Raw genomic sequence first — 24462 nt, 5'->3', positions numbered from 1 at the left:
AAGTATGCACCAACTTCAAGAATGACAAATACATACATAGCAGCTGGAGAAGATAAAGAAGCAGATATAATAAAATCAATTGATAATGGACTTTATGCAAAAAAAATGGGTGGAGGATCTGTAAATCCAGTAACAGGTGAGTTTAACTTTGCAGTAGCTGAAGGTTACCTTGTTAAAAATGGAGAAATTAAAGAACCTGTAAGAGGAGCAAGCTTAATTGGAAAAGGTAGTGAAGTACTTATGAATATAGATATGGTGTCTGATAATCTAAAGCAAGCTCAAGGTATGTGTGGTTCATCTTCAGGTAGTATACCAACAAATGTAGGTCAGCCTATGATAAGAGTTAAAGAAATTACTGTAGGTGGAAGATCGGAGGAGTAATTATGGAATTTAATATATTTAAAGATCAATTATTTGAAAGAGCTAACCAAGAAGGTTTTACCGATTGCGAAGTTTATTATTCTGATGGAGAAAATATAAGTATATCTGTTTATGAATTTGAATTAGAGAAATATAATATTGATAAGTATATAGGACTTTCATTTAGAGGATTAATAAATGGTAAGATGGGATATTCGTATACTGAAATTTTAGATGAAGAAGCTATAGATATGTTAGTGAAAAAGGCAAAAGAAGGAGCTGTATCTATAGAAAACACAGATGTACAGTTTATATATAAAGGTGATGAAAATTATAGTGGGGTTAAAACTTACTCAGAAAAACTAGAAAATATAGATCCTGCTGAATTGATTGAAATAGCTATAGATTTAGAAAGACAAACAAAAAATTACAGTAATAAGGTTGTTAATTTAAGTGGATGCAAAGTATCATACAGTTCATCAAGAAGCTTAATTAGTAATACCAAAAACCTTAATCTGAGTAATAAGAGTAACTTACTTATGGCATATGTAATTCCAGTTATAGAATATAGTAATCAAAAGCAAGATGGAATGGGATATCAATTAGTTGAAGATATAAAAGATATAGACACTAAGAAAATTGCATCAGATGCAGTAAATGAGGCATTTTCTAAAGTTGGGGCTAAATCTATAGAATCAGGTAACTATAAAACTATAATAAATAATGAAGCTATGTCATCTTTACTTGAAACATTTAGTGATGTGTTTAGTGCAGAAAGTGCCCAAAGGGGAATGTCATTACTTAAAGATAAAGAAGGTAGTAATATAGCTTCTGATATTGTTACAATAGTAGATAATCCATTATTAGACAATGGATTATCATCAACACCATTTGACGATGAAGGAGTTGCAACCTATAAAAAAGATATAGTTAAAGATGGAAAACTAATAACTTTACTTCATAACTTAAAAACTGCACACAAAGCAAATACAAAAACTACAGGAAATGGGTTTAAGTCATCGTACTCATCAGTTGTAAGTGTTGACCCAACGAATTTCTATATAGATAAAGGAAAATCAACTTTTGAAGAACTTGTAAAAGAAGTAAATGAAGGTATAATAGTAACTGACTTTGCAGGTCTTCACTCAGGAGCAAATTCAATTACAGGAGATTTTTCTTTAGCTGCAAAAGGGTATTATATAACAAAGGGAGAAAAATCTTATCCTATAGAACAAATAACTGTTGCCGGAAACTTTTTTGAATTAATTAAAGATATTGAAAATATAGGAAATGATTTGAAATTCCCATTAAGTAATATTGGATCACCATCTGTTATAATTAAGTCATTATCTATAGCAGGAAAATAAGTAAAATAAAAAGCACTTAATTTATTAAGTGCTTTTTATTTTACTTATTTTCCTGCTTCATTTATAATTTTTCTCAAAGAAGTAGATGCATTATACCCTATAGAAAATGTACTTATAGAATCTATTAAATCTTCTGTGTTTCTTGTTTGTATATAATCTTCTGCTTTTAAAAGTGAAAGTTTATAAAAACTTAAAACTGCTCTTATAGATAAAATAACATCATCTTCTTTTGGAGAAAGTTTTGAAATTTTTGAATGTAAACCTTTAATTAAGGAATCAGCATAATTTATTTGTTTAATTGCATCATCTTTATTAAAATTATCTTTAGATATAAGTTTAATTACCAAATACATATTATTATCTATCATATTCAAGTCATTGATATATTCATTTCCTTGTTTAGTTGGAGAAGATATTTCAATGGCAGAAGAAATATTAACACTACTTATAAAAATAAGTATTGCTACTAAGAACATAATACTTAATTTCTTGAAATTCATATTAAATCTCCTTTTTATTATATATTATATGTAGAGATTGAAATAATATAAGGTTGTAAAAATTTAATAAAATAATAAAAAATTATTTTATTAAATTTAAAGAATAAATAAAAATATAAATGAATATATATATTAAAAAGGGTGTGAAAGGATGCCTAATAATAAGAAGAAACAAAAAAATAAAATAAATATTCAGTTGGCGACAGCTCAACTAATTCTATTAGCAAGCATTTTAGATCTTCTAAAAGTAATAATAGAAAAATTTTTATAAAATGTTTCTTTTTAAATTGGCATTTAATTTTAAAATATGAATAAAGAATCTAAAGTATTAATAATTGCATTTATCATATTTGTAATTAGTTTATTAATAAGATTTATTTAGAAACTTACACAATAATGCAAATAACACTAAAACAAAAATATAACTTAGATTATGATTGAAAGCGCTCCTTATAGGTAGGGAGTGCTTTTTTATTGTAATGAAAAATTAATTTATTTACCTAAATATCATATTCATTAAGTTGACAGGCGTAGTATATCAAATTGAAAAAATGTTTCTTGAGTTAGCCAAATCATCTTAAATTTTGATTTTATGCATTTATTAGCTTATATTTATAGATAATAAATATAGCATGTATTATGGCACAAGAAACTAAATTAAATATTATGTGGAGTTTATTACAAAAGAAAATGATAAAGATGCTCTTAAGAGCATCTTTAATCTAGTATGTTAAGCAGCATATTTATTTAGTGGGATAAATATAAATAGAACCTCCTCCAACTATTACTATTCTAAACTCAGGTGTAATTTTAACTAAATTAAATTTTTCAGAGTTTGGTTGAAATCTAATAGATTGAACTAAAACCTGATTTTCATCGAATACTTGAAGATAAGCACCCTCAGTTTGAGAAACATTTTGAACCATATATTGATTTTCTTGTGAAAAATTTAAATCTGCAACCTTATATACACCTTCTTTAAATACGTTAAGAGCATGACAAGTATTACTAGATACACTTAATAAAAAGCATGAAAGCAATAAAAGTGTAATTATTTTCTTTTTCATAATTAAACCACCTTTCTAGTATAGTTTAACTAGTAAAAAGATAAATATTCCACAATCAAAATAGTAAAAATTAACTAAATAGAAAAGCAGGATGTTATTTTCCTGCTCTAAATACTATTCTTCTCAAATTAACTGAAGAAGTATATCCCATGGAGAAAGCGTTTATAGAACTGATTAAATCATCCGAGTTTTTTGAATACAGATATCTATCGGCTTCTATTATAGATAATTTATAAAAGCCCAATATAGCTTGTAAAGCTGCAACAACATCTGATTGTTCTTTGGATAAATCAGAAGCTTTTTCGGTTAGGTCATATATTAATGAATTTATGAAACTAATTTGTATTCTAGCTTCATTTATATCAAAGTTTTCTGAAGAAATAGATTTTATCAATACATACATATTACTATCTAAAAAATCTAAATCTCTACCAATGGATTTAACATATGGATCATATGGTGGAGCGCTAATGGCAGAAGCAGTATTTATACTACTTGAAAAAATAAGTACAGTCATAAAAAATAGAATACTTAGCTTCTTGAAATACATAATACACATCCTTTTTTATAAGTAGTATATGTAGAAACATTCAAATTATAAGATATTAAAAAATATAATGATTTTTAGAGAATTAATATGAAAGTTGATATAGGCCAATAAAATATGGTATAAAAATAGGAGAGAAGACACTTTTATATATAAAAAGTATAGTTGAATACTTTAGAAATTAATAGTATAATAAACAACATGCAAAAAATAAGTGAATTGTTAACAAAACGTTAATAACTATGTCTTGCTGACTATTTCACAAAACAACTCTATTGAAATATTATAACTCCAACAATTATTAATAATTGTTGGGACTTGTTCGAGAAGTAGATTTCTAGGTTAATAAAAATTACCAAATAGACTGAAACGTTGGTATTAGCTATATCTTTAGGAATGAAATCGATTAAACTTTACTGAAATTCCACTGACTAAAGATATAACTTTAGGTCTTACTGACTATTTACTGACTATTCACTGAACAGGTAATAATCATTCTATAAAAGTATTTTTTCTATATTATCTGATGCAGTTTTGTCCATTTCTTTAAGAACATGACTATATGTATTCATAGTCATTTTTATATCTGTATGGCCCAATCTTTCCGATACAGTTTTCATATCAGTTCCAGCTAAAATTAACATAGTAGCATGTGCATGTCTTAATGAATGTATATTAATATATTTAACGTCAATTTCACTTAATAGTTTTTTATAAGCTAGAGTAAAAGAGCTATTATTCCAATACCTATTCAAACTATTTAAACAAACTACATCATATTCATTTTTTAATATCCCTTGAACTTTTAATTTGTTTTGTCTTATTTTTTCATTTTTAAGTAATTCTATAACATGATTCGGAACCGAAATTTCACGCGTACTTCCGTCTGTTTTTGTTTGTCTTAAGTAGTATTTACTATTTACATAAATTAAATTATGTTTTATTTTTATTGTGTTTGTTTCAAAGTTAATATCTTCCCATAATAAACCAGCCATTTCACCAAATCTTAATCCTCCAAGTAAAAACAAATGTACTGGAATAGTTAAATAAGGGCTATAGCAGGATCCATTAAGGATATCTTTAGATTCTTCAACAGTATACACTGTCTTATTATCTCTATCACGTTTTTTAGGTAATACGATGAAATCTGGTATATTTTCATGTATCTCCCTAAGTCTATAACATTCATGCAAAACAGCATCTGACTTATTTAATATTTCTTTTATAGTACTAACTTTTAAATCTTTAGTGTACATATGATTTACATATTTTTGATATATACTAACGTTAATATCAGATAATTTCATATTTTTGAAAAATCCTGCTATATGTTTATTTATCACAGTCTTAGACCTCTTTAAAGTTGTTGGTGAAAATTCCTTAGCTTCATTATTGTAATATTCCCAGCACCTATTAACAAAAGATATAGTAGATGGAGTTTGGAATTTATCATTATTTATCCCGCTTTTTATATCAACTAAAGCCTTTTCAGCATCTTTCTTTTTTTCAAAACTACCATAACTTTTTTGTTTTCTTTTTCCTGTTTCAAAATCAGTATACTCAACATATACATAGTATTTATTATATCGACTTCTTATGAAAGCTCGCTTTTTATCCATAATCTTCTGTCCTTTCTATGTGATTTTAAAAATTGAAGTTTGAATTAACATTATAAAATGATCCTTCAGTTATATAAAGATTTGGTAAATTTGTTAACATTAAAAAATTTCCATTGCTTAAATTTAAAAATTTATTTTCTAAAGATAAAAACTTAAGCTTGCTTAGCAACATTTCAATATCAACATTTAAATAGTCACATATATCTTCTGCGGATGTAGGGTATTTATTTATAGCATTAATTAAATCAGGAGTAGATATTAGATAGTGGCAAAGCCATCGCTCAGCTTTTATTTCACACTTACTGATTTTAAGTTTATCTAAATAAGTATCGACACAACTAATAGAATCCCCACAACTTGTATAGTGATGCCCTAACTCTTCTAAAAGTATTTTATATGCTTTTTCATTATTGTTTTTTAAAGAATCATCTAATAGTATCATAGAAGGTGATTCATAACATTCTATATATAATCCCAAAAATCCTAAAATTTTCAAATTTTTATAATATATTTCAATGCCTTCTTTTTCGGCTAAATTAAATAGTTTTTCTAATTTTGTCATAGAATCCCCCTTAAAAACTAAGAACATATGTTCTTTTTAAATGTATAAAAAAGAGCAGAATAACTGCTCGGTATGTTATAATATAATTGATTATATTATAGGTGGTGTTAATTATGTTTGAAACTATAGTAGCTAAATTACAATCTCCGATACCGGCTTGGATGATTATCATTTCAGCACTTTGGGGAATGTCACTAATTTATTTTAAGGATTTTGAATTTAAAATAGTACGTAAAGAAAGGCACTAGTTTATAGTGCTTTTCTAACTAAATCTCCAATTTTTATAGTCATATCAACATGCTTAAAACCACCACTCACTTGTGTTAAATCTACATTTAATGGCTTAGGAATACTTTTAAATGCATCTAATCCAGATGAAACAATAGGAGAATATGGATTTTTTGACTCTTCATTTACACATAAACACATCTTTTCATATACAATATCCACCTTTAAACGAGCCTTTATTGCATCCAAAGTGCCTAAAGATTCTTCAGTTACAGGATCTAAAACTTCTTCTCCTTTAACGAAAATTTCTAATATATCATCTTTTTGAAAGTAATCGCAACCGCCACTTACAACAACCCTAGAATCATCTATTATTTTGACTATGTTAAATTCATTATTCACTTGAAACATCCTTTCTATTACCATTTTCTATATCTTCAAATAATTTCAAAATAGCTTCCTTGTCCTTAGTAATTCGATGAGATCCGATTATTGCTTTTACACCTAGTTTTGCAGTTGTGTAGTAGTTTTCATAGTTATTAGATTCGTATCTGTAATTTTCGACCATTTTTATCAATTCATCTCTATTAGATTTTATGAACTCTAAATTATTTTTTATTTTAGACAATTCATTTTCTTTTTCTATCAAGATTGACTCTAGGTTTAACACATTCGTATTAGACTTAATTAACTCATCTTGGACTTTTTTTAGAAGCTTTTTATTGTGCATTATGTTTTTATTTGCTGTATAAAATACAGAAATAACTAGACAACTAAATAGTGTTATAATCATTATTTTAAAATCTTTGGATACAAACCAAGCTATAATAGGAGGAATAAGGGCGAAAATAAAAGATGATACTGATTGAAAATTTGAAAAAAAACCATCAGTTATTTTTTTATTATCAAATAATTCACTATCAAGTGTATATTTATCTGTGCATTGCATTAAAATAATCCCCCTTGCAAAACATGTATATATTTATTTCTTTTGATTTTGCATTAATCTAATCATCTCTATATATTCATTTATTTTTTCAATAGCTTCATCGTCTAAATCTTCTACATCCCCTAATCTATGAGCTGCTATTGTTTTTATACTTGGGTCAAGTTTTAGTTTTTCTTTTTTTATATTTCTTTCATCTGTTCTTCCAAGGAGATAATCTACAGATACTCCGAAATATTCCGCAAAAGAAGTTAATGCATCTATTTCAGGTATTCTTTTTCCATTTTCATATTGAGAAACTGCTACCCTTGTGAAATTATAATTATATTTATTGTTGAAATCCGTAACTAAATCTTGTTGATTCAACTCTAATTCGTGTCTTAATTGCTTAAATCTTTTTCCAAATATTTCATTCATCAAAATACCTCCTTTCAATACATATTTTACAACAAAGTAACAATAATAAAACTAAATGTAACAACAAAGATAAAAAAAGTTTTATTTTTTTCAAAAAAACTATTGACTGTATTGTTTGTGTGACATATACTTAAATCATAAAGTAACACAAAAGATACATAAACGACAAAGACATATAAAAGGAGGTGTTCACTATGCCACTTTCAAATATCTTAAAGTCACTCAGAGCAATGCAAGGATTGACACAAGCGGATATGGCTCAATTATTAGAGATATCAAAAAACTCTTATAATAGAAAGGAAATTGGAGAAAGGGAGTTTACATTGTCGGAAGCTAAAAAAATAGCTGATACATTCCATAAAAAGATAGATGATATTTTTTTTAATCTACAATGTAACACAAATGATACACAATGATATATATTTCCCCAAATAGGAACTTATATTTATATTAAGGAGGAGTAATAAATGGAAAGTTTAGCAATGGCTCAAACAGAAATAGAAATAATAGGATCACAAGAATTTCTAGGTAAAGAAGTCCCAGTAATAGAAGGTGGATTTGGAAAATATGAAAAAGTTGTTTTAGCTAAAACAATAGCAGAAATACACGAAGTGGAACTTAAAGTTATCAACCAATTAATAAATGAGAATATAGATGAATTCGAAGAAGATATTGATATTTTAGATTTAAAAAACTCGGTCAGTACTAATGACCCACTTTTAGAACTAGGTTTTACTAAACAATCGATAGCTAATAGCAAGAATATATATCTACTTTCAGAACAAGGATACATGGCGTTAGTTAGTTTAATGAGAACTGAAAAATCAAAAGAACTTAGAAAAAAATTTAGAAGAGAATATTTTGCAATGAGAAAATCAGCAAAAGAAAATAAAGCATCTTGTATAGAAGATCTAATTATAATGCAAGCTCAAAGTTTAAAGAACTTAAGACAACAAGTAAATGAAGCTACAAATCATGCTTTAACAGCAAAGGCGGAAGTTAAAACAATAAAAGATGTAGTTAGCTTAGATACAACGAGTTGGAGAAGTGAAACACAAAGTTTAATAGCTAAAATAGCTAAAAATCAAGGTGGGTTTGAACATATTAACTTGCTTAAAGCAGAGAGCTATGAACTTCTAAATAAAAGATTTGGAGTTAGCTTAGAAATTAGGCTTAAAAATAAAAAATCTAGAATGGCACTAGAAGGTGTTAGTAAAACAAAAATAAACAATCTTAACAATTTAGATGTAATAGCAGAAGATAAAAAACTTATAGAAGGCTATGTAGCTATAGTTAAAGACATGGCTATAAAGTATGGAATATAGGAGGAAGAATATGAGAGAGAAAATAAAAATAGCAGATACAAATTTAGAAATAAGAACTACAAATCAAATGGTAGTTGAGATTGATTCACTTAGCTTTGTTTTAGATGAGGCATTTCCTTGGATAACAATTAGATTTTGTAAAGATGGAGAAATTCATGAGGATATAGATGAAATAGACATACTCAATGAAGACGGATCAGTGAAAGTGAATTCTTTAGAAAAATTAAAAATAACAGGTTTAAATTGGTACTTCAATAATGTTGAGATAGTTAAAGCATAGGAATATAGGAGGGATTAGCATGGCATCAGAAATGCAAAGGTTGGTTGTAAGAAATATAGATAGGGATTCTCTTTTATTATCAATAGCAGAAAGAGAGGATATTGTAGACGTTATGAAAATGTTTAGAGACGACAAAGACTACGCACCAAGGGAATACATGAATATAAAACAATTTGCAGAATACATACAGGCGTCTGAAAAGTATGTAAGAATGCTAGCTAAACACGCTGATGAAAATAATTTGTTTTGTATAACTAAAGTTGGTAGAGAATACCGTTTGGATAGATTGAGTTATGAGAAGTGGGTTAGAAATGGTGGTAGATTTTAATCAATAGATAATAAGATAAGGAGGCAAATATGATGAAGAAAGTTTTAACAGCTAAAGATATTCAAGAAATATTAGGGATTTGTGAGAAAACAGCATACGACTTAATAAGACAAGCTCTTGTTAGAGGCGATATGTTTAAAGTTATAAAGATTGGAAGGTTATATAAAATGCCATCTCAACCATTCTTTGATTGGTTAGATCATTGGGATGGATTTTAAAAAGGAGTTGATTAACAAATGAATATATCAAAATTTCAAACTATGACAATTCAAGAAAAGTCACTTTGGTTTGTAAGAAAATTAGTAAATTACAAGTTAAAAGTAGGTGATAAATAATGGATAGCTTAGTTAGGATAAAAGAAATATTACAAACTCAAATAGACGTTACTCAAGATATGTTTAATAGAGCAATAGAAAAAGAGGTTTCAGATAAAGAAGAAAACTATATTAGTTTCTATACAGAAGGATTAAAAAACAAAATAGAAGCTTGGGAGCAAACATTAGAATTTGTAAATACAGAGATAGAAAAAGCTGAAAGAGAGCTTGAAGAATTAGAAATTTTCAAAACTAATACACATGAAACTTATTATGGATAAAAGAAAAGAACCTCTGCAAAGGTTCTAATCTAGGAATTACAAAATTTAAAAACTGATTATATTATATGAAAAAATGGAGGAAATATCAATGAATTTATATGAATTATCAAATGATTTAGTAGCTTTAAGGGATTTAGATGAAATAGAAGAGGTTCAACAAATAAAAGAAATTATAGCTGGAGAAGTAGCTAATAAAGGTAAAGGTATTATACAAGTTGTTAGAAGTTTAGAAAGTGATGTAGATGCAATAAAAGCAGAAATAGAAAGGTTAAATAAGATAAAAAGAGTTAAAGAGAACAATGTAAAAAGATTAAGAGATTACACTAAAGTTTGCATGGAGCAAATGGAAGTTAAAAAAATAGAAACACCAGTAGGGAACTTAACTTTAAGAAAAGGAGTTTCAACTTTAAAGATAGATGATGAAGGTAAACTTCCAAGTAAATATATAGAAGTAGTTCAAACTTATAAAGTAAATAAGGATTTAGTTAAATCGGATTTAAAATCTGGAATAGAAATTGAAGGGGCATATATGAGTGAACCAGGTATGTCACTAATGATTAAATAGGAGGATAAATAAATGAATAATATACAAAAGACTCAATCAAGCGCATTAGCATTAGCAGAATATAAGATAGACGGTGGACAAGTTTTAACAGCTGATACAGTTAGAAATTATCTTACAAGTGGAAATAGTAAAGCTACAGATCAAGATGTTCTTATGTTTATAGAGTTGTGCAAGGCTCAAAACCTTAATCCTTTTGTAAGAGATGCATATTTAGTTAAGTTCGGAAACCAACCAGCTCAAATAATAGTAGGAAAAGATGTTTTTATAAAGAGAGCATCAGAACATCCTAACTTTAATGGAATGAAAGCTGGAATAGTTATATTAGATAAAAACGGAGATATAAAAGAACGAGAAGGAGCATTGAAACTAAAAGAAGAGGAATTAGTTGGAGGATGGTGTGAAGTCCATTTAAAAGATAAAGATTTTCCAGTTAAATCAGTTGTAAGTTTTGAAGAATATGCTCAGAAGAAAAATGATGGAACTTTAAACAGTATGTGGTCAAGTAAAGGTGCAACGATGATTAGAAAAGTAGCTCAATCACAAGCTTTAAGAGAAGCATTTCCAAATGAATTAAGAGGTTTATATCAACAAGAAGAAATGGGAACTGAAAATAAGTTACCAGAGAAAGAAGTTGTAGTTGGATATGCTACACCAGGTCAAAAACAAGGAATATTAAAGTTAGCATCAATGAAAGGATTGTATGACTATGAAAATCCTAAAGATATATCTAAAATAGAAGAGTTTTGTGATAGTAACGGATACAACTTAAAAGAGTTGAAATATGAAGAAGTTAATGAAGTTTTAGATTTACTTACTAAATATGAGCCAAAAGAAAAAATTATAGATGCAGATTTCAAAGAGGTAGAAGAAGATCCAGAGGAAGCAGCTCAAACTAAGCTGGATGTGTAATGGGTTTTATAAAAGAAGTAGGAGTATACTACTTACTCTTACTTCTACTGATAGCAATTAACAAAAGAAGAAGGTGAGATAAATGGCGAAATACAGAGCAGTGCAAACCGAATTTTGGGAAGATCCTAGAGTTATAGAAGAAATGACACCAGAGGATAAACTGTTTTACCTATACTTATTAACTAATCCTAAAACAACACAAATAGGAATATATCAAATAACTAAAAAACAGATGGCATTTGAGCTAGGATATTCATCGGAAAGTATAAATGCTCTCATGGATAGATTTGAAAATCATCACAGGATAATAAAGTATAACTTGGAAACTAGAGAGATATGCATATTAAACTGGGCCAAATACAACTTAGATAATCACAGCAAACCAGTACTTGATTGTATAGAATCTGAGTTAAAAAAAGTTAAGGATAAGAGTTTCATAATGTATATGTTATCAGGCATAACTAAAGAAAAAATAAGAAATTTATTCCTAGATGCTTATGAGTTATCCACAGGTGACACGACCCGTATAACGGACGGTGGGGAAAAAGAAAAACAAAAAGAAAAAGAAAAACAAAAAGAAAAAGAAAAACAACAACAAGAAAAAGAAGAAGTAAAAAAAGCACTGACTGAGGTTGTTGATGAAATTAATAAATACTTTTCCTTAGAAGATGAAGACGTAAAAAAAGTAGCTAATACATACTTAGCTACTGGCAAAGAAATAAACTATTTGATTGAAAAGCTTAAGTTAGTAAGTGAGACACCAGATGTTAAAAATGTTGTTGGATACTTACTAAAAGCAATTCAAGAAGATTATAAACCTATTATTGGCAAAACTAATAATTCTATACCTAGTGTAAAGACTAGATTTCACAATATAAATCAGAGTTTTAAAAAGTATGCTCCAGAGCAATTAGAAAAGATATTACAGGAAAGTCAAAAAGGCAAATTTAACTAAGGAGGGTTAATCCCTCCTGGAAATAAAAAGGGGGAAATTAAGGTGTTAAGAAAATTCCAAAAGAATATTGCTACTTCAATAGCTAAAGATCTATTAGAAGAAGGTATGGTTTGGGGTGATGAATTAGAAGAGTATTTAAAGTTAAACACTAAAGGGATTATGGTATTTGAAAATGAGGAACATTATCTTGAATTTGAAAATTACTTCTTAGATATTATAGAAAAACTTATTTCAAGCAAGATACAAGTTAGAAAAAATGAGACAGTATTTATTACATCTACTATAAAAGATGCAGCTAAACGTTCTGGTGTAAGTGAGCCAGCTTTATATAAACATTTAAGAAGTGGAAGATACTCTACTTTAAAAAATAAAATAAATATAGAATTTGAGGTTTTAAAACCTAGATTAGATATGATTTAAGGGGATGAACATATGAGTAAAGTTATTGATTTGAACTATGTGAAAAAGGAACAAAAAAGCTTTTTAGAGCATCTAAAAAGTGTTGAAGGTATAAATTATCAAGAAGAACAATTTCAAGTGCCTATGTGGCTTACATTAGCTTTGATTAGTGAGCTGATAGAGGTACTTAATGAAACTAAGATACATAAATGGTGGGATAGGCTTCCAGTTGATGAAGAGAAGCTAAAAGAAGAATTATCGGACCTATTAAGCCACATAGGAAACTTAGCAAATGAATTAGATGCAGACTTAATAGTAACTGTTGAAGAAGTACAAACAACTAGCTTAGAAAGACAGTTTATATATTTAGCTTATAAGATAACTACATTGCCATGGAAAAAGATGTTTGGAAAGCATAAGTTAGATACTTTGGTAACTAAATACGTAGAACTTGTATATTCATTAGGATTAGATATGGATCAGGTAAAAGAAGCTTACTTTAAGAAGATGGAAAAGAATTATCTAAATCCTAAGTTTATGGAGAGTTGATATGAAAAAAGAAACTAATATATCAAGTATAAAAGATACATTTTTTAAGCCAAGTGATTATAAAACATATCCAAATTACATGGCATTAGCACAATGTATATGCGGAAAAGAAATAAACGGAGAGATAAAGTATCCAATTAGTCCAGATAAGATAATGACTGCATGAGGCATAAAAGGTGGAGAGAGATAAGGGGGAAGTATGGAAATATTAAGACAAGCTTTAGGAGAAATGTATGAAACGTTTGGACATGCTCCTGAAACGGTTAAGTTAAGTGAAATATTAGATAGATATGTAGCAGAAGCACAAAGAAAGGAGCTAGATAAATGCAAATCAATTTTTTATTATAGGAGGGAGTGAAGTGTGGGAAAATTATTTGTAGACATGGAAAAAGAATATCAAGTTCAATATAAACGAACAGGATTAAACAGAACTAATATAAATTATTTTGATAAGTTGGAAGATGCAGAGGAAGATTATTTGGAAAAGTTTAATAGTCCTAAGTTTTCATATATAGAATTGTTAGAGTGTAAACCAATAAAAGCGTATAGAAAGTAAATAAAATAATTATTTTAACTAAGAAATTATAAGGAGAGATTGATTATGAAACAAGGTAAGAAACTTAATAGGAGACAAAAACAAGTTTTAGCAAATGCAGGATACGATTTTATGGATTGGTTATTAGAAAGACAAGACCACAACAGTTACACATATGTAAAGAGAAATTCAAAAGAGACTATTAACTTAAGATTTAAATAAATTTAATTAGGGGGAACAGAAGATGAAAATAAAATTACCAGTGGTTTTAAGAAGTACTTATGAAAGAGAAACTAGCGAGTTAGTGTCAGATATAAATGTTTTAGAAGGTGTAAAAGATGCATCTGATAAAAAGATAGAAAGTTTAAAGTTAGACTTCCAAGAACTTAAGAATTCAAGCTACTTCACAGTTAGAGAGAAAGATAGAGAGATTGAGGAATTAAAACTAGAGTTAGAAAAAAGAGACAAGCAAATCAAAGGTATGAAATGGTGTATCCAGGAGAGGGATAAAGAGCTTGATAAGGTAAAAGCATTTAACATGGATCTGTATAAGAAAGTTGAGAGAGCCACTGAAATGCAAAGACAGGTTAAAGAAAAAATAGATATTGCATTTAATATAGATGTTATAGAAAAAGAAAGAACAGATCATGGAGCTATAAGAACTATAACTGCTCATGATATTAAAAAGTTACTAAAGGGCGAAGATTTAGTTGAGATATATACTAAGTTAGCACTGATGGTATAGGAGGTAAGTATGAAACATATAGTTACGATAAATGATGTTGAGTATAGTATTTATGCTAGATATTCATATCCAGAAAAAGCTATAAAAACGGAGGATGTCTTAGGTATAAAAGTTCAGATAGTAGTGGAAGAAGTAAAGACAGGAAGAACTCTTAAGTGGAAAGAAATGAAAGGCACTTATTTAGCAGAAAAAATTTCAGATTATGTTGAAAACACTATAAATGGGCAAAGAACTTTTTATTGGCAAAGTAAATAATAGGGGAGGTTATTATGAGAAAAAAATGGGAAGAAAGCAAAAATACATTTTTATATTTAAAAGATGAAGATGTAGATTATCTTATTGAAAATGTTTCAAGCTTTTATATGTGGTCCAGAAATAGTTTAGATTTAGTTAGTAAGCACTACACTGGGGAATGGTGGCACTGTCCTTCTGATGGTGGCGGGGCTGTATGCATCTTAAATGATGAAAATTTAAGAGATTTATTTATAAGATGTAGATATCAACTTGATACAAGAAATATAAGATATATCAAATAAGCAGGAATACATATCATTATCAGTACATTTATCTAAGTGTATTGATAATGATAACTAAATAATAATGGAGGGTATTATGAAAAATAAAGAATATAAGATAGGTCAAGAGATAAAATTTGAAGAAGATTTTGAAATAGAGAGTTTTAGAGGTAGAAAAATACAAGTTAAAAAAGGAGATAAAGCTATTACTAATAGTAGAGGATTTATAACATACACAACTGGAAATGCAAGAGATATGCGACAAGTTGTAGAGGGTATGACTGTTGAAGATTACGACCATAGAAACATAGCTGAAATGATATACAATAGATTGAATTTGATATATGGATTAGAAAACTTTGTATCAGATGAAGAAATTGAATACTCTGAAATGATTGATGAAATGGAAGATGTATTATGTGAAATACTTTAGATAAATATCCTGGATCTTATGGTCCAGGAAACTAAATTAAATATGAGGTGTTCATATGAAAGATTTGAGACATATGTACTCTACTAGTCAAGTTGAAACAACAATAAGATATGAAAAGGGTAAAGATATAAAAGTTAATACCATGAAAACACATATTGTAACTCCAAGTGGTAGATATGAAGAAAAAGAATGGGAGAAATTATTAATAGCTCAAGCTAAAAAACTATGCGAATTAGATATTATAGATAAGCTTAAAGAATATGCTCTTAATACTTGCGCTTGGATAAATAAAGAAAAAGATGCTTATGATTATGCATTAAAGATGTATAGTTCAAAGATGTATAAAAATACAAAATGGATTGATTATGAAGAGTTTCAATCTATTATAGATACAAATGTAGAGGTAAATCAAATTAGTTTATTTTAGGAGATTGAATATGAAAGAAATATTAATAGGATTTATAGGAATTGGATTACTGCATATATGTTCTAAAAATGAAAAGCTAGGATCATTAGCTTTTTATGGAACGAAAGCTATGTTGATATTAACAGCTGCATATCTGTTAGGAACAGTTATATTAGGAACTATATAAATTAATATAAACAATAGAAAAGCGGGATATTATTTTCCCGCTCCACCTATAATCTGTCTAAGCTTATTTGAGCTGTCATAACCTGAAGAAAATGAAACAATAGCATCAATTAAATTATCAGCATCTTTAGTTTCAAAATATGCTTTTAGCCTACTTAAAGAAATTTTATAATAATTTAATATGGATTGCATAGATAGAATTACATCATTATCTCTTTGAGGGAGTTTTGCTGTTTCAGCAGTTAAAGTGTTAATTGCTGCTTCTATAAATTTAATATCCTTTTCAACTTTATCTTCTTTATAGTTTCCGGCAGCTACATATTTAATTAGAAGGTACATATTATTATCAATCAATTCTAGGTCTTTAATCAATCGATTGCTAACCGGAACAGGAGCAGAAACATTACAAGCATTAGAAAAACTTATAGTGCTTGTAAATAAAATTAAAGTTATAGCAAAAACAATATTTAGCTTTTTCCAAGACATAAATTCACATCCTTTTTACAAGTAGTATATGTAGAAATAAGTAAATTATAGGTTTGGAAAATTTTAAATAAAATTTAATAATTTAAGGAGATTGATATGAAAGTTAATTTTACGATAGATGGGGAAGTAAAAGGAAAAGAAAGACCAAAGTTTTCAACTCAAAATGGGAGAGCATTTACACCAGAGCAAACTAAGCATTATGAAAACTGGGTTAAGTTATTATATAGAACTACAGTTAAGCATTATTTTGAAGGTAATGTAAAAATGTCCATAGTTTGTTATTACGGAATTACTAAAAAAGATATAAATGCTATAGCTAAAAATAATATAAAAACTAAAGAGTTTAAAGAAGCTAGAGCTAAGTTAGATGGAGTTATAAGACCAACTAAGAAACCGGATTTAGATAATGTTATAAAGGCTATAGCTGATAGCTTAAATGGAATAGCATACAAAGATGATGCACAGATTGTAGAGGTAGTTTCTAAGAAGTTCTACAGTGAAAGACCTAGGGTAGAAGTGACAATAGAAGATTTAGCTTAATATAGAGGGGGAATTATTATGGATAAAAAAGAATTAGAAAAAGAAGATTTATTTTCAAAAGTTGAAGGAATGTTTTATAACTATGAACAGTTAAAAAAGGAAATAGAATACTTCGATGAAGAGATAGAATTTATTAATCAAGATTATGCAGGGTGTGGAGCTATAGAATACTCAGAGAGAGTTCAAACAAGTACTAATATAACATCGGCGGTGGAAAGAGAATTAATACAAAAACAAAATCAAATAGAATACTTAAAAAAAGAAAAACGTAAAAAGGAAAGAGATTTAAAAAGGATAGAAAGAGCACGATCTAATTTTGATATGGAAGAAGAGCAAATGTTTAAGATTAGATATTTATTAAAAATTAAAGATTGGAAAGTTTATGCAGATAAAATGAATGTAGGTAAAGATACTTATTATTCAATAAGAGACAACATGATATATAAGTCTATATCTACAATGTATCCTTATTATAATTTTAAGGGGACTGCAATGGAAAATATTATAAATTTCTAAAATAGCAGAAAAGTTTCAGAAAAACTTCGGAATAAGTCCCGAAGCACAAGGGGTTTAAAGGTGATATTATATTAATATAGGAAATTAGGACAAACTAATTTCTTACTCCCAATACCCCTTTTTATATATAATGGCCAGGGTACCCCTTCCCTGGTAACGTGCAAGTAAGAGTATTTGTTGGTGCAACTCCAACGACTTGCTAAATTAGGACTACGAAAAGAGAAACTCTGTAGAGGTATGGAGTATAAACTAAAAAATACGTATGCTCGTTTTTAACTACTGAAAAGCCTAGAAGCCAACTAGGCTTTTTTTATTTTTAAGGAGAGTTAAATATGGATGAAGTAGTTGTGGTAAATGAAGATGAAATAGTTGAGTTTATAATGCAAAATAGTAAGCTTACTAGAGAAACAATAACAGAAGTTTTAATACTTGAAGAAGCTTATTTAGAAAGTATTGGATTGATTGAAAAAGAATAGGTCTGACGTGCTTAATAAATATTTTGGATAAGGTGATTATATGAAAAAGTGGAAAGATGCTAATGATGTAATTAAGATGATTCATGATTTAGACAGCCACAAGTTAAGACAGTTAGATAGAGAAATGAGTAAGAAACCTAATTTTGATAAATATAAGAAAAAAGAAGGAAATCCTCGAATTAAGTAGAATTATATACTTGAAAGAGAGGTGATAGTTGTGGATTATCAAGATACAGCTTTAATTTGTAAAAATGGACATGTAATTAATGATAGTATGAATGAATATCCAAATAACAATGAAAAATTTTGCACTAGATGTGGTGCAGAAGCTATTCACAAATGTGATAAGTGCAATGATAATATAAGAGGTAATTACCACTACGATGAGGTTGTAAACTTCACATCTATGGAAGAGCCACCAGCATATTGTCATAATTGTGGAAATGCCTATGAATGGACTCGTCTTAAAATGGAGGCTTTAAATGAGCTAATAGAACTAGATGAAGAACTTGATCAAGAACAAAAAGAAACTTTGAAACAAAGTGGTTTAGAAATAAGTACTGAGAACCCTAAGAATAAAGTTGCAGTGTTAAAAATAAAAAGTGTCTTAAGTAAGACTGGAAGCGCATTAAAAGAAGAAATTAAAGATGCATTTGCGCAAGTTGCAGCTAAAACAGCAGTTGAAATAATGAAACAACAAGGCGTGTTATAAAGAACTCTAGAAAAAGGGTTCTTTTTTATATAAAAAATAGGAGGTGTTTAAGTGAGTAAATTAAATGATAGGCAGAAAGCTTTCGCTGATTATTATATAGAAAGCTTAAATGCCGAACAGTCAGCTATAAGAGCTGGATATAGTGAAAGATATGCAAGAGGTAATGCGCATAAGTTAGTTGCAAATGGTTGCATTAAATCCTATATAGAAGAGAGAATGAAAGAAATAGAAAGTGATAGAATAGCTAAGGCCGAAGAAGTCTTAGCTTTTTTAAGTTCCTCACTAAGAGGCGATGTACTAGAGGAAGTTGTTGCTGCTGAAAGTGATGGAGTTGGAGGAGTGAAACCAGTAATAGTTAAAAAACAATTAAGTGCTAAGGATAGGATTAAAGCAGCTGAGTTATTAGGCAAAAGATATGCTTTATTCACTGAGAAAGTTGATTTAGATGGTAATTTAGAAGTTACAATAATTGATGATATAGGGAAGTTAGACGATGCATAAACGAATATCGGAAATTATAAATAGAAACTTTCATGAGTTTTGGAAAACAATTAACTCAAATAAGTATTTATATCACGTTTTAAAAGGTGGTAGAGCAAGTGCTAAGTCAACTCATATAGCTATTTGGTTAGTATTAGCTTTAATGAAATACCCAGTAACGTGTTTATGTATACGTAAGGTAGGAAATACGTTAGCAGAATCAGTATTCGAGCAACTTAAAGAAGCTATAGAGATTCTCAATGTAGGTCATGTTTGGAAGATACAAAAGTCTCCGTTACAACTAATATATATACCTAGAGGTAATAAATTTATATTTAGAGGAGCGGATGATCCAGCTAAGATTAAATCTATAAAGATGTCTAAGTTCCCCATAGCTTTTGTTTGGTTTGAAGAGTTAGCAGAGTTTAAAACAGAAGATGAAGTTACAACGATAGTTAACTCGGTGTTAAGAGCTGAGCTTCCTCCTGGATTAAGTTACAAGGTTATATATTCTTATAACCCTCCTAAGAGAAAGCAATCTTGGGTTAATAAAAAGTTTGAAACTCAATTTATTCAAGGTAATACTTATGTTCATCACAGTACTTACTTAGATAATCCTCATATATCAAAAGCCTTTATAGAAGAAGCTGAGGAAGTTAAAAATAAGAATAATTTTAAATATAGATGGGAGTACTTAGGAGAGCCTATAGGTTCTGGAGTAGTTCCTTTTTCTAATTTGGAATTTAGAACTATAACCGATGAAGAAATAAAAAGCTTTGATAATATAAGGCAGGGTAATGACTTTGGATATGCAACAGATCCTATGGCATTTGTTAGACTTCATTACGATAAGAAGAGAAGAACTATATACTTCATTGATGAAATCTACGGAGTAAAGATGTCTATAAGAGAATTAGCAGAAAATATAATAGCTAAAAACTATAATGATACTCATGTTACTTGTGATAGCGCAGAGCCTAGAAGTATTGCAGAGCTTAGAGAAAAAGGAATAAAGGCATTAAAAGCAAAAAAAGGACCTGGATCTATTGAGTTTGGTGAAAACTGGCTTGATGATTTAGAAGCTATTGTTATTGATAATAAAAGAACTCCTAATATAGCTAAGGAATTTGAAAACATTGACTATCAAACAGACAAAGACGGCAATATTATGCCTAAGTTAGAGGATAAGGATAATCACTCTATTGATGCAACTAGATATGCTCTAGAGTTAGATATGAAAACACATGGTAGAGAAAGAAAGTTTAATAGTAGATAGGAGGTGAAATTGTGATAAACATAATAAAATCTGAGCTTGAAGGACTTTATGGAAGTGAGGTAATCAAAGAGCATAGTGATATTATAAACCTTTATGATATTTATGAAGGGCCAGGTCAAGACTGGGTAGTTGATGAAGAGGATTATGTTCCAACTAAAAAGAAGGTCAACTATATAAAGAAGCTTATCAAAGAAGAAGCTAGATTCCTATTTGGCAAAGCTCCGACATTCTCAATTGCAGTTGATGATGAAACATTAAAGGATCAAGCAGAGAAAATAAACAAATACATTAGTAAACTTCTAAAAAAGAATTTATTTGAAGATAAACTTATTAAAGCAGCTAGAGATTGCTTCATCGGAAAAAGAGTTGCTATTAAGCTTCATGCAGATACGATAACTAAGACAATAAGAATAATGTTTGTTCCTAGTTTAGAGTTTGTTTATGAGCCCTTTGATGATAGAGTAGATGAATTACGAAAGATTATATTCTTCTATCAACTTAACCAGGCAGAAACTAAGAATGAACAGAGGATATGGAAACAGAAATATGAAATGGTTGAGACTAGAAATGCAAAAGGTGAAATAATTAATTCTAAGTGTATCCTTAATGAAGGTATATACAATGGATATGGAACTCCTATTAAAATTATTTCAGAAGATGTTGACTTAAAGCTTACAGGAATACCAGCATATGTAATATTGAATGATGGACTTTCTGGAGACTTAAAGGGAGAAAGTGATGTTGAAGAATTGCACGACAATGCTGTTGCTTACAATAAGTTATCTAGTGAGGATATAGATGCTCTTAGAAAAGGAATGAATAGAATTATCTATGGTACAGATGTAGACCCCGATGCATCTAAACATTTTAAAATAAAACCAGGCTCATATTGGGATGTTGCTACAGATCCTTCTGCTGGAGAAGGAAAACAAGCAAAGATAGGAACTGTAGAAACTGACTTTAATTATAATGAGCGTATGGAAAATACACTTAATAGAATTAAATCTGATATGCATGAGGTTTTAAATATACCTTTAATTAATAACCAGGATTTAAAAGGTATGATGACAAGTGGTAAGTCTATGAAAGCTTTATACTGGCAACTTATTACTAGATGCGAGGAGAAAATGAAAGCTTGGAGACCTGCTCTTGAGTGGATGATAAAAGCAACTCTTGAAATGATTGAGGTTTATAATATAACTAAGTTACCTATCTTAGAAGAATATGAGGTAGTTGTAGAAAATCAATATCCATTACAAGAAGATGAAGATACTGAAAAAACTATCGATATGCAACAAGTGAACACTCAGACAATGAGTAGAAAAACTTATATTAAGAAGTGGGCAAATTCTACTGATGAAATAGCAGATGAAGAACTTAAGCAAATACAATTAGAAAAGACTATGTTAGAGGATAACATAGGAATGATTGAGGAGGTAGTTGAGTAATGGAAAAATTAATAACTATTCAAAAGAGAGAAAAATTAAATGATGTTTATGCTGTAGATGAAAAAGGAAATGGCGGCGCAAATCATGAGTATTTAATATCTATAGACAGAGAATTACAAGTACCTATAGAAGTGAAAATACAAATGCAAAACGGTGCTAGGAAAGATGAAAATGCAACAAATGGAGTTATAGACTCTGACTTATTAGAAATAGTAAGACATAGACTACAATGTTTTCAAGCTGGACCATTTGCTACTGAATACAATGCAAAAGCATTAGAACACTTAGAGATAGCATTAATGTATATGAACAGAAGAGTTGAAGATAGGATAGAACGTAATGTTTTAGGGACTTATAACAAGTAATATTGCCAGGAGGTGGTCTAGTAATGGAAAAGGATAAGATATTAAAAGCTTCTGAACTGTTTCATGATATGGGAGATTTATATAAAGAAATGCATGACTTATACGATTGCGAAGATACGAAAGAAAATCAAGATAAGATGGCAACTCTTACTGGTAAATTATTCTTTAAAATGTCTGAAATGCAAGCATTAGATATTAAGTAATGAATAAATCAGAATACGAAAAGTTATGCCTAGAAGCTAATAAGAAAAAGATACATCTAACAAAGAAGCTTCAAAGAGAAATAAAAGATATATATAAGCAAATGTACTTAAATACATCTAAGAAACTTTCAAAAGTGCAAAAGGATAGTTTATCTGAAAGATATATAAGAAGTGTATTAAAATCCTTACAAACAGATATTTCAACTTTCTCTAATTCTATTGATAAGAGACTAGGTAAGGATTTAATAGAGATTGCTAATCTAGCCAACGAAACCCAACTGAATTTATTAGTTAATGTTGATAGGAGTTTCAAGTTGGGGTTAGCTGATAATTTTATAGACATGTTTGCTAAAGTTCCTCAAGCTGCAGTTAATGAAATAATGTCTGGGAAGCTTTACAAGGATAGATTAGGACTTAGCAAAAGAATATGGGCATGCACTAAGAAGTTTGAAAAGGATATTGATTATATTCTAGCTCAAGGAATTGCAGAAAAGAAGTCTATGTATGAAATAGCTAAGGACTTGGAAGTGTATTTAAATCCTAGTGCTAGAAAGTCTTTAAAATGGAGGACTACATATCGTAAAGCTTCTACCAAAGTTGATTATAGAGCGCAAAGACTTGCCCGTACTGCAATAAATCATACTTTCCAACAAGCACAGAAAAGAAGTTGCCAAAGAAATCCGTTTGTTGCTGGAATTAAATGGCTTACTTCAAATAGTCATAGGACTTGTGACTTGTGTATGAGCAGGAATGGAGTTATTTATTCAGTTAATAACTTGCCGCTGGATCATCCGAATGGAAAATGTACTACTATACCAGTGCTTGAAAAAGAACTCGACCAAATAGGCGAGGAACTTAGAAATTGGATAGATGGTGAAAGCAATGCAAAACTAGATAAATGGTTTAAAGAATACGGTAAGGACTTTTTATAAGTTCTTTTTTTATGCGCCTTTTTAGCTTCTATTGCAGGCGTAAAAGAACAAATCAAGCTTAATCTATGTTGTCGTTGCAACTAAAAAACGTATGGAGGATATTGATATGGATTTAAAACAGTTGTTAGGAGAAGAACTTTATAACCAAGTTGTAGAAAAGCTTGGAGATAAAAAGATAATGGTTGATGATGGAAACTTTATACCTAAAGCTAGATTCGATAAAGTTAATGATCAGAAAAAAGAATTAGAGACTCAATTAAAAACATCTAGTGAAACAATAGAAACTTTAAAGAAGAACAACTCAGATAATCAAACTCTTCAAAGTACTATTAGTGAACATGAAAAGACTATAGCAAATCTTAAGAAAGAAGCAGAAGATAAGGACTTCAACTATTCATTAAGAGATGCATTAAAAGAAGCTGGATGCATAGATAGTAAAGCTTTAGAAGTATATTTAGCGAAAGAAAACTTAAAGTTAGAAGACGGAAAAATAGTAGGTTTAGAAGAACAAATAAGTTCTCTAAAAGAAAGTAAAAAATATCTATTTGAAGATAGCGCTCCTCAAGATACAGGAGGGGTAGGATATTTTGCTAGAAATAATAACAAATCAGATGGCAATGATAGTCAATCAACTTTCATGGATGCTATCATAAATAATTCATTAAGAAAATAAAAAAGGAGGGTGCTAAT

45 protein-coding genes are annotated in these 24462 nt (G+C 29.0%); 36 read left to right on the top strand and 9 right to left on the bottom strand.

Annotation, left to right across the window (positions count from 1 at the left end; translation table 11 throughout):
• Together ACRDDE_RS05925 and ACRDDE_RS05920 are read left to right on the top strand one after the other, a co-directional pair.
• The coding region (locus ACRDDE_RS05925) for a TldD/PmbA family protein (protein WP_438626224.1) at positions 1-381 on the top strand (381 nt) is incomplete at its 5' end.
• 2 nt (positions 382-383) lie between these two features.
• A complete protein-coding gene (locus tag ACRDDE_RS05920) occupies positions 384-1727 on the top strand; it encodes a TldD/PmbA family protein (protein WP_438626222.1) in 1344 nt (447 codons plus the stop codon).
• A gap of 44 nt (positions 1728-1771) precedes the next feature.
• Here the strand turns inward: ACRDDE_RS05920 and ACRDDE_RS05915 are convergent, their stop codons facing one another.
• The 5 genes from ACRDDE_RS05915 to ACRDDE_RS05895 form a co-directional block, all read right to left on the bottom strand.
• Positions 1772-2227, bottom strand: coding sequence for a hypothetical protein (locus ACRDDE_RS05915; protein ID WP_438626220.1), 456 nt, complete (start codon positions 2225-2227; stop codon positions 1772-1774).
• Positions 2228-2970: 743 nt separating this feature from the next.
• Entirely contained in the window at positions 2971-3294 is a 324-nt protein-coding gene (locus ACRDDE_RS05910) for a hypothetical protein (RefSeq protein WP_438626219.1), read from the bottom strand.
• A gap of 94 nt (positions 3295-3388) precedes the next feature.
• Positions 3389-3844: a hypothetical protein gene (locus tag ACRDDE_RS05905; protein ID WP_438626217.1), complete on the bottom strand. Its 456-nt coding sequence runs from the start codon at positions 3842-3844 to the stop codon at positions 3389-3391.
• A gap of 494 nt (positions 3845-4338) precedes the next feature.
• Complete coding sequence (locus ACRDDE_RS05900) at positions 4339-5460, bottom strand: tyrosine-type recombinase/integrase (protein WP_438626215.1); 1122 nt, start codon at positions 5458-5460, stop codon at positions 4339-4341.
• A 25-nt stretch (positions 5461-5485) separates the two neighbouring features.
• Positions 5486-6022, bottom strand: a complete 537-nt coding sequence (locus ACRDDE_RS05895) for an ImmA/IrrE family metallo-endopeptidase (RefSeq protein WP_438626213.1) — start codon at positions 6020-6022, stop codon at positions 5486-5488.
• 113 nt (positions 6023-6135) lie between these two features.
• Here ACRDDE_RS05895 and ACRDDE_RS05890 point away from each other — a divergent pair, with 113 nt between their 5' ends.
• Positions 6136-6270 (top strand): hypothetical protein, encoded by a 135-nt coding sequence (locus ACRDDE_RS05890; protein WP_438626212.1) that lies wholly within the window; start codon positions 6136-6138, stop codon positions 6268-6270.
• Between the two features lies 1 nt (position 6271).
• Here the strand turns inward: ACRDDE_RS05890 and ACRDDE_RS05885 are convergent, their stop codons facing one another.
• The 3 genes from ACRDDE_RS05885 to ACRDDE_RS05875 are packed head-to-tail and all read right to left on the bottom strand — an operon-like array spanning position 6272 to position 7613.
• Complete coding sequence (locus ACRDDE_RS05885) at positions 6272-6652, bottom strand: hypothetical protein (protein WP_438626211.1); 381 nt, start codon at positions 6650-6652, stop codon at positions 6272-6274.
• Positions 6645-7199 (bottom strand): hypothetical protein, encoded by a 555-nt coding sequence (locus ACRDDE_RS05880; protein WP_438626210.1) that lies wholly within the window; start codon positions 7197-7199, stop codon positions 6645-6647. The genes ACRDDE_RS05885 and ACRDDE_RS05880 overlap by 8 nt, the downstream gene beginning before the upstream one ends.
• A gap of 33 nt (positions 7200-7232) precedes the next feature.
• A complete protein-coding gene (locus tag ACRDDE_RS05875) occupies positions 7233-7613 on the bottom strand; it encodes a helix-turn-helix domain-containing protein (RefSeq protein WP_438626209.1) in 381 nt (126 codons plus the stop codon).
• Positions 7614-7807: 194 nt separating this feature from the next.
• On the opposite strand from ACRDDE_RS05875, the gene ACRDDE_RS05870 reads away from it, so the two are divergent.
• The 21 genes from ACRDDE_RS05870 to ACRDDE_RS05770 all read left to right on the top strand — a co-directional run bounded on the left by ACRDDE_RS05870 (position 7808) and on the right by ACRDDE_RS05770 (position 16339).
• On the top strand, positions 7808-8029 hold the full coding sequence (locus ACRDDE_RS05870) for a helix-turn-helix transcriptional regulator (RefSeq protein ID WP_438626208.1): 222 nt from the start codon (positions 7808-7810) through the stop codon (positions 8027-8029).
• A gap of 51 nt (positions 8030-8080) precedes the next feature.
• Positions 8081-8938: an ORF6N domain-containing protein gene (locus ACRDDE_RS05865; RefSeq protein ID WP_438626206.1), complete on the top strand. Its 858-nt coding sequence runs from the start codon at positions 8081-8083 to the stop codon at positions 8936-8938.
• 10 nt (positions 8939-8948) lie between these two features.
• Positions 8949-9218 (top strand): hypothetical protein, encoded by a 270-nt coding sequence (locus ACRDDE_RS05860; RefSeq protein ID WP_438626204.1) that lies wholly within the window; start codon positions 8949-8951, stop codon positions 9216-9218.
• 19 nt (positions 9219-9237) lie between these two features.
• On the top strand, positions 9238-9546 hold the full coding sequence (locus ACRDDE_RS05855) for a hypothetical protein (RefSeq protein WP_438626202.1): 309 nt from the start codon (positions 9238-9240) through the stop codon (positions 9544-9546).
• Between the two features lie 29 nt (positions 9547-9575).
• Positions 9576-9764 (top strand): helix-turn-helix domain-containing protein, encoded by a 189-nt coding sequence (locus ACRDDE_RS05850; RefSeq protein ID WP_438626200.1) that lies wholly within the window; start codon positions 9576-9578, stop codon positions 9762-9764.
• Positions 9765-9880: 116 nt separating this feature from the next.
• Entirely contained in the window at positions 9881-10141 is a 261-nt protein-coding gene (locus ACRDDE_RS05845) for a hypothetical protein (RefSeq protein WP_438626199.1), read from the top strand.
• Between the two features lie 88 nt (positions 10142-10229).
• Positions 10230-10706, top strand: a complete 477-nt coding sequence (locus ACRDDE_RS05840) for a siphovirus Gp157 family protein (protein ID WP_438626197.1) — start codon at positions 10230-10232, stop codon at positions 10704-10706.
• 12 nt (positions 10707-10718) lie between these two features.
• The gene (gene bet / locus ACRDDE_RS05835; RefSeq protein ID WP_438626195.1) at positions 10719-11615 is read left to right on the top strand and encodes a phage recombination protein Bet; all 897 of its coding nucleotides are present in this window, start codon (positions 10719-10721) and stop codon (positions 11613-11615) included.
• Between the two features lie 82 nt (positions 11616-11697).
• Positions 11698-12570, top strand: coding sequence for a hypothetical protein (locus tag ACRDDE_RS05830; protein ID WP_438626193.1), 873 nt, complete (start codon positions 11698-11700; stop codon positions 12568-12570).
• A 42-nt stretch (positions 12571-12612) separates the two neighbouring features.
• A complete protein-coding gene (locus ACRDDE_RS05825; protein ID WP_438626192.1) occupies positions 12613-12990 on the top strand; it encodes a hypothetical protein in 378 nt (125 codons plus the stop codon).
• Positions 12991-13002: 12 nt separating this feature from the next.
• Positions 13003-13518, top strand: a complete 516-nt coding sequence (locus tag ACRDDE_RS05820) for a dUTP diphosphatase (protein ID WP_438626190.1) — start codon at positions 13003-13005, stop codon at positions 13516-13518.
• Position 13519: 1 nt separating this feature from the next.
• A complete protein-coding gene (locus tag ACRDDE_RS05815; protein ID WP_438626188.1) occupies positions 13520-13684 on the top strand; it encodes a hypothetical protein in 165 nt (54 codons plus the stop codon).
• Positions 13685-13717: 33 nt separating this feature from the next.
• Positions 13718-13876: a hypothetical protein gene (locus ACRDDE_RS05810; RefSeq protein WP_438626186.1), complete on the top strand. Its 159-nt coding sequence runs from the start codon at positions 13718-13720 to the stop codon at positions 13874-13876.
• A gap of 3 nt (positions 13877-13879) precedes the next feature.
• Positions 13880-14074 carry a hypothetical protein gene (locus ACRDDE_RS05805; protein ID WP_438626184.1) on the top strand — a complete coding sequence of 65 codons (195 nt, stop codon included), beginning with the start codon at positions 13880-13882 and terminating at the stop codon, positions 14072-14074.
• A 45-nt stretch (positions 14075-14119) separates the two neighbouring features.
• Positions 14120-14275 carry a DUF6906 family protein gene (locus ACRDDE_RS05800; protein ID WP_438626182.1) on the top strand — a complete coding sequence of 52 codons (156 nt, stop codon included), beginning with the start codon at positions 14120-14122 and terminating at the stop codon, positions 14273-14275.
• A 22-nt stretch (positions 14276-14297) separates the two neighbouring features.
• Positions 14298-14798: a hypothetical protein gene (locus ACRDDE_RS05795; RefSeq protein WP_438626180.1), complete on the top strand. Its 501-nt coding sequence runs from the start codon at positions 14298-14300 to the stop codon at positions 14796-14798.
• A gap of 9 nt (positions 14799-14807) precedes the next feature.
• Complete coding sequence (locus tag ACRDDE_RS05790) at positions 14808-15053, top strand: hypothetical protein (RefSeq protein WP_438626178.1); 246 nt, start codon at positions 14808-14810, stop codon at positions 15051-15053.
• Positions 15054-15067: 14 nt separating this feature from the next.
• Positions 15068-15334, top strand: coding sequence for a hypothetical protein (locus ACRDDE_RS05785; protein ID WP_438626177.1), 267 nt, complete (start codon positions 15068-15070; stop codon positions 15332-15334).
• Between the two features lie 76 nt (positions 15335-15410).
• Positions 15411-15746 carry a hypothetical protein gene (locus ACRDDE_RS05780; RefSeq protein ID WP_438626175.1) on the top strand — a complete coding sequence of 112 codons (336 nt, stop codon included), beginning with the start codon at positions 15411-15413 and terminating at the stop codon, positions 15744-15746.
• Positions 15747-15801: 55 nt separating this feature from the next.
• Positions 15802-16173, top strand: coding sequence for a hypothetical protein (locus ACRDDE_RS05775; protein WP_438626173.1), 372 nt, complete (start codon positions 15802-15804; stop codon positions 16171-16173).
• A 10-nt stretch (positions 16174-16183) separates the two neighbouring features.
• Positions 16184-16339, top strand: coding sequence for a hypothetical protein (locus ACRDDE_RS05770; RefSeq protein ID WP_438626171.1), 156 nt, complete (start codon positions 16184-16186; stop codon positions 16337-16339).
• A 29-nt stretch (positions 16340-16368) separates the two neighbouring features.
• Here ACRDDE_RS05770 and ACRDDE_RS05765 read toward each other — a convergent pair whose 3' ends face one another.
• A complete protein-coding gene (locus ACRDDE_RS05765) occupies positions 16369-16824 on the bottom strand; it encodes a hypothetical protein (protein ID WP_035118887.1) in 456 nt (151 codons plus the stop codon).
• Positions 16825-16920: 96 nt separating this feature from the next.
• On the opposite strand from ACRDDE_RS05765, the gene ACRDDE_RS05760 reads away from it, so the two are divergent.
• From ACRDDE_RS05760 to ACRDDE_RS05705, 12 genes are all read left to right on the top strand, one after another.
• A complete protein-coding gene (locus ACRDDE_RS05760) occupies positions 16921-17364 on the top strand; it encodes a RusA family crossover junction endodeoxyribonuclease (protein ID WP_438626168.1) in 444 nt (147 codons plus the stop codon).
• 18 nt (positions 17365-17382) lie between these two features.
• The gene (locus ACRDDE_RS05755) at positions 17383-17880 is read left to right on the top strand and encodes a DUF1492 domain-containing protein (protein ID WP_438626166.1); all 498 of its coding nucleotides are present in this window, start codon (positions 17383-17385) and stop codon (positions 17878-17880) included.
• A gap of 332 nt (positions 17881-18212) precedes the next feature.
• On the top strand, positions 18213-18356 hold the full coding sequence (locus tag ACRDDE_RS05750; RefSeq protein ID WP_438626165.1) for a hypothetical protein: 144 nt from the start codon (positions 18213-18215) through the stop codon (positions 18354-18356).
• Between the two features lie 40 nt (positions 18357-18396).
• Positions 18397-18543, top strand: coding sequence for a hypothetical protein (locus ACRDDE_RS05745; protein WP_438626163.1), 147 nt, complete (start codon positions 18397-18399; stop codon positions 18541-18543).
• Positions 18544-18573: 30 nt separating this feature from the next.
• On the top strand, positions 18574-19068 hold the full coding sequence (locus ACRDDE_RS05740; RefSeq protein ID WP_438626161.1) for a DUF2321 domain-containing protein: 495 nt from the start codon (positions 18574-18576) through the stop codon (positions 19066-19068).
• A gap of 51 nt (positions 19069-19119) precedes the next feature.
• Positions 19120-19569, top strand: coding sequence for a terminase small subunit (locus tag ACRDDE_RS05735; protein WP_438626160.1), 450 nt, complete (start codon positions 19120-19122; stop codon positions 19567-19569).
• Entirely contained in the window at positions 19562-20824 is a 1263-nt protein-coding gene (locus ACRDDE_RS05730) for a PBSX family phage terminase large subunit (RefSeq protein WP_438626159.1), read from the top strand. Before ACRDDE_RS05735 ends, ACRDDE_RS05730 begins: the two co-directional genes overlap by 8 nt.
• A gap of 11 nt (positions 20825-20835) precedes the next feature.
• Positions 20836-22272: a phage portal protein gene (locus ACRDDE_RS05725; RefSeq protein WP_438626157.1), complete on the top strand. Its 1437-nt coding sequence runs from the start codon at positions 20836-20838 to the stop codon at positions 22270-22272.
• Positions 22272-22637: a hypothetical protein gene (locus tag ACRDDE_RS05720; RefSeq protein ID WP_438626156.1), complete on the top strand. Its 366-nt coding sequence runs from the start codon at positions 22272-22274 to the stop codon at positions 22635-22637. The genes ACRDDE_RS05725 and ACRDDE_RS05720 overlap by 1 nt, the downstream gene beginning before the upstream one ends.
• A 23-nt stretch (positions 22638-22660) precedes the next feature.
• Positions 22661-22840 carry a hypothetical protein gene (locus tag ACRDDE_RS05715; RefSeq protein ID WP_270659185.1) on the top strand — a complete coding sequence of 60 codons (180 nt, stop codon included), beginning with the start codon at positions 22661-22663 and terminating at the stop codon, positions 22838-22840.
• Entirely contained in the window at positions 22840-23772 is a 933-nt protein-coding gene (locus ACRDDE_RS05710) for a hypothetical protein (protein WP_438626154.1), read from the top strand. Before ACRDDE_RS05715 ends, ACRDDE_RS05710 begins: the two co-directional genes overlap by 1 nt.
• Positions 23773-23878: 106 nt before the next feature.
• Entirely contained in the window at positions 23879-24445 is a 567-nt protein-coding gene (locus ACRDDE_RS05705) for a phage scaffolding protein (protein WP_438626153.1), read from the top strand.
• Positions 24446-24462: the final 17 nt, after the last annotated feature.

Origin of the sequence: Paraclostridium sp. (assembly GCF_051656405.1) — a bacterium.
Taxonomy (GTDB): Bacteria; Bacillota; Clostridia; order Peptostreptococcales; family Peptostreptococcaceae; genus Paraclostridium.
This window is presented reverse-complemented; position numbering and strand designations above follow the sequence as displayed.

Coding starts and splice junctions, on each gene's coding strand:
- ACRDDE_RS05910 (WP_438626219.1), bottom strand. CDS start 3,294: ATGAAAAAGAAAATAATTACACTTTTATTGCTTTCATGCTTTTTATTA.
- ACRDDE_RS05900 (WP_438626215.1), bottom strand. CDS start 5,460: ATGGATAAAAAGCGAGCTTTCATAAGAAGTCGATATAATAAATACTAT.
- ACRDDE_RS05830 (WP_438626193.1), top strand. CDS start 11,698: ATGGCGAAATACAGAGCAGTGCAAACCGAATTTTGGGAAGATCCTAGA.
- ACRDDE_RS05920 (WP_438626222.1), top strand. CDS start 384: ATGGAATTTAATATATTTAAAGATCAATTATTTGAAAGAGCTAACCAA.
- ACRDDE_RS05745 (WP_438626163.1), top strand. CDS start 18,397: ATGAAAAAGTGGAAAGATGCTAATGATGTAATTAAGATGATTCATGAT.
- ACRDDE_RS05775 (WP_438626173.1), top strand. CDS start 15,802: ATGAAAGATTTGAGACATATGTACTCTACTAGTCAAGTTGAAACAACA.
- ACRDDE_RS05815 (WP_438626188.1), top strand. CDS start 13,520: ATGAAAAAAGAAACTAATATATCAAGTATAAAAGATACATTTTTTAAG.
- ACRDDE_RS05780 (WP_438626175.1), top strand. CDS start 15,411: ATGAAAAATAAAGAATATAAGATAGGTCAAGAGATAAAATTTGAAGAA.
- ACRDDE_RS05810 (WP_438626186.1), top strand. CDS start 13,718: ATGGAAATATTAAGACAAGCTTTAGGAGAAATGTATGAAACGTTTGGA.
- ACRDDE_RS05770 (WP_438626171.1), top strand. CDS start 16,184: ATGAAAGAAATATTAATAGGATTTATAGGAATTGGATTACTGCATATA.
- ACRDDE_RS05715 (WP_270659185.1), top strand. CDS start 22,661: ATGGAAAAGGATAAGATATTAAAAGCTTCTGAACTGTTTCATGATATG.
- ACRDDE_RS05720 (WP_438626156.1), top strand. CDS start 22,272: ATGGAAAAATTAATAACTATTCAAAAGAGAGAAAAATTAAATGATGTT.
- ACRDDE_RS05895 (WP_438626213.1), bottom strand. CDS start 6,022: ATGACAAAATTAGAAAAACTATTTAATTTAGCCGAAAAAGAAGGCATT.
- ACRDDE_RS05915 (WP_438626220.1), bottom strand. CDS start 2,227: ATGAATTTCAAGAAATTAAGTATTATGTTCTTAGTAGCAATACTTATT.
- ACRDDE_RS05850 (WP_438626200.1), top strand. CDS start 9,576: ATGATGAAGAAAGTTTTAACAGCTAAAGATATTCAAGAAATATTAGGG.
- ACRDDE_RS05870 (WP_438626208.1), top strand. CDS start 7,808: ATGCCACTTTCAAATATCTTAAAGTCACTCAGAGCAATGCAAGGATTG.
- ACRDDE_RS05845 (WP_438626199.1), top strand. CDS start 9,881: ATGGATAGCTTAGTTAGGATAAAAGAAATATTACAAACTCAAATAGAC.
- ACRDDE_RS05790 (WP_438626178.1), top strand. CDS start 14,808: ATGAAACATATAGTTACGATAAATGATGTTGAGTATAGTATTTATGCT.
- ACRDDE_RS05875 (WP_438626209.1), bottom strand. CDS start 7,613: ATGAATGAAATATTTGGAAAAAGATTTAAGCAATTAAGACACGAATTA.
- bet (WP_438626195.1), top strand. CDS start 10,719: ATGAATAATATACAAAAGACTCAATCAAGCGCATTAGCATTAGCAGAA.
- ACRDDE_RS05705 (WP_438626153.1), top strand. CDS start 23,879: ATGGATTTAAAACAGTTGTTAGGAGAAGAACTTTATAACCAAGTTGTA.
- ACRDDE_RS05795 (WP_438626180.1), top strand. CDS start 14,298: ATGAAAATAAAATTACCAGTGGTTTTAAGAAGTACTTATGAAAGAGAA.
- ACRDDE_RS05750 (WP_438626165.1), top strand. CDS start 18,213: ATGGATGAAGTAGTTGTGGTAAATGAAGATGAAATAGTTGAGTTTATA.
- ACRDDE_RS05710 (WP_438626154.1), top strand. CDS start 22,840: ATGAATAAATCAGAATACGAAAAGTTATGCCTAGAAGCTAATAAGAAA.
- ACRDDE_RS05765 (WP_035118887.1), bottom strand. CDS start 16,824: ATGTCTTGGAAAAAGCTAAATATTGTTTTTGCTATAACTTTAATTTTA.
- ACRDDE_RS05800 (WP_438626182.1), top strand. CDS start 14,120: ATGAAACAAGGTAAGAAACTTAATAGGAGACAAAAACAAGTTTTAGCA.
- ACRDDE_RS05880 (WP_438626210.1), bottom strand. CDS start 7,199: ATGCAATGCACAGATAAATATACACTTGATAGTGAATTATTTGATAAT.
- ACRDDE_RS05905 (WP_438626217.1), bottom strand. CDS start 3,844: ATGTATTTCAAGAAGCTAAGTATTCTATTTTTTATGACTGTACTTATT.
- ACRDDE_RS05730 (WP_438626159.1), top strand. CDS start 19,562: ATGCATAAACGAATATCGGAAATTATAAATAGAAACTTTCATGAGTTT.
- ACRDDE_RS05860 (WP_438626204.1), top strand. CDS start 8,949: ATGAGAGAGAAAATAAAAATAGCAGATACAAATTTAGAAATAAGAACT.
- ACRDDE_RS05760 (WP_438626168.1), top strand. CDS start 16,921: ATGAAAGTTAATTTTACGATAGATGGGGAAGTAAAAGGAAAAGAAAGA.
- ACRDDE_RS05865 (WP_438626206.1), top strand. CDS start 8,081: ATGGAAAGTTTAGCAATGGCTCAAACAGAAATAGAAATAATAGGATCA.
- ACRDDE_RS05785 (WP_438626177.1), top strand. CDS start 15,068: ATGAGAAAAAAATGGGAAGAAAGCAAAAATACATTTTTATATTTAAAA.
- ACRDDE_RS05755 (WP_438626166.1), top strand. CDS start 17,383: ATGGATAAAAAAGAATTAGAAAAAGAAGATTTATTTTCAAAAGTTGAA.
- ACRDDE_RS05855 (WP_438626202.1), top strand. CDS start 9,238: ATGGCATCAGAAATGCAAAGGTTGGTTGTAAGAAATATAGATAGGGAT.
- ACRDDE_RS05890 (WP_438626212.1), top strand. CDS start 6,136: ATGTTTGAAACTATAGTAGCTAAATTACAATCTCCGATACCGGCTTGG.
- ACRDDE_RS05840 (WP_438626197.1), top strand. CDS start 10,230: ATGAATTTATATGAATTATCAAATGATTTAGTAGCTTTAAGGGATTTA.
- ACRDDE_RS05820 (WP_438626190.1), top strand. CDS start 13,003: ATGAGTAAAGTTATTGATTTGAACTATGTGAAAAAGGAACAAAAAAGC.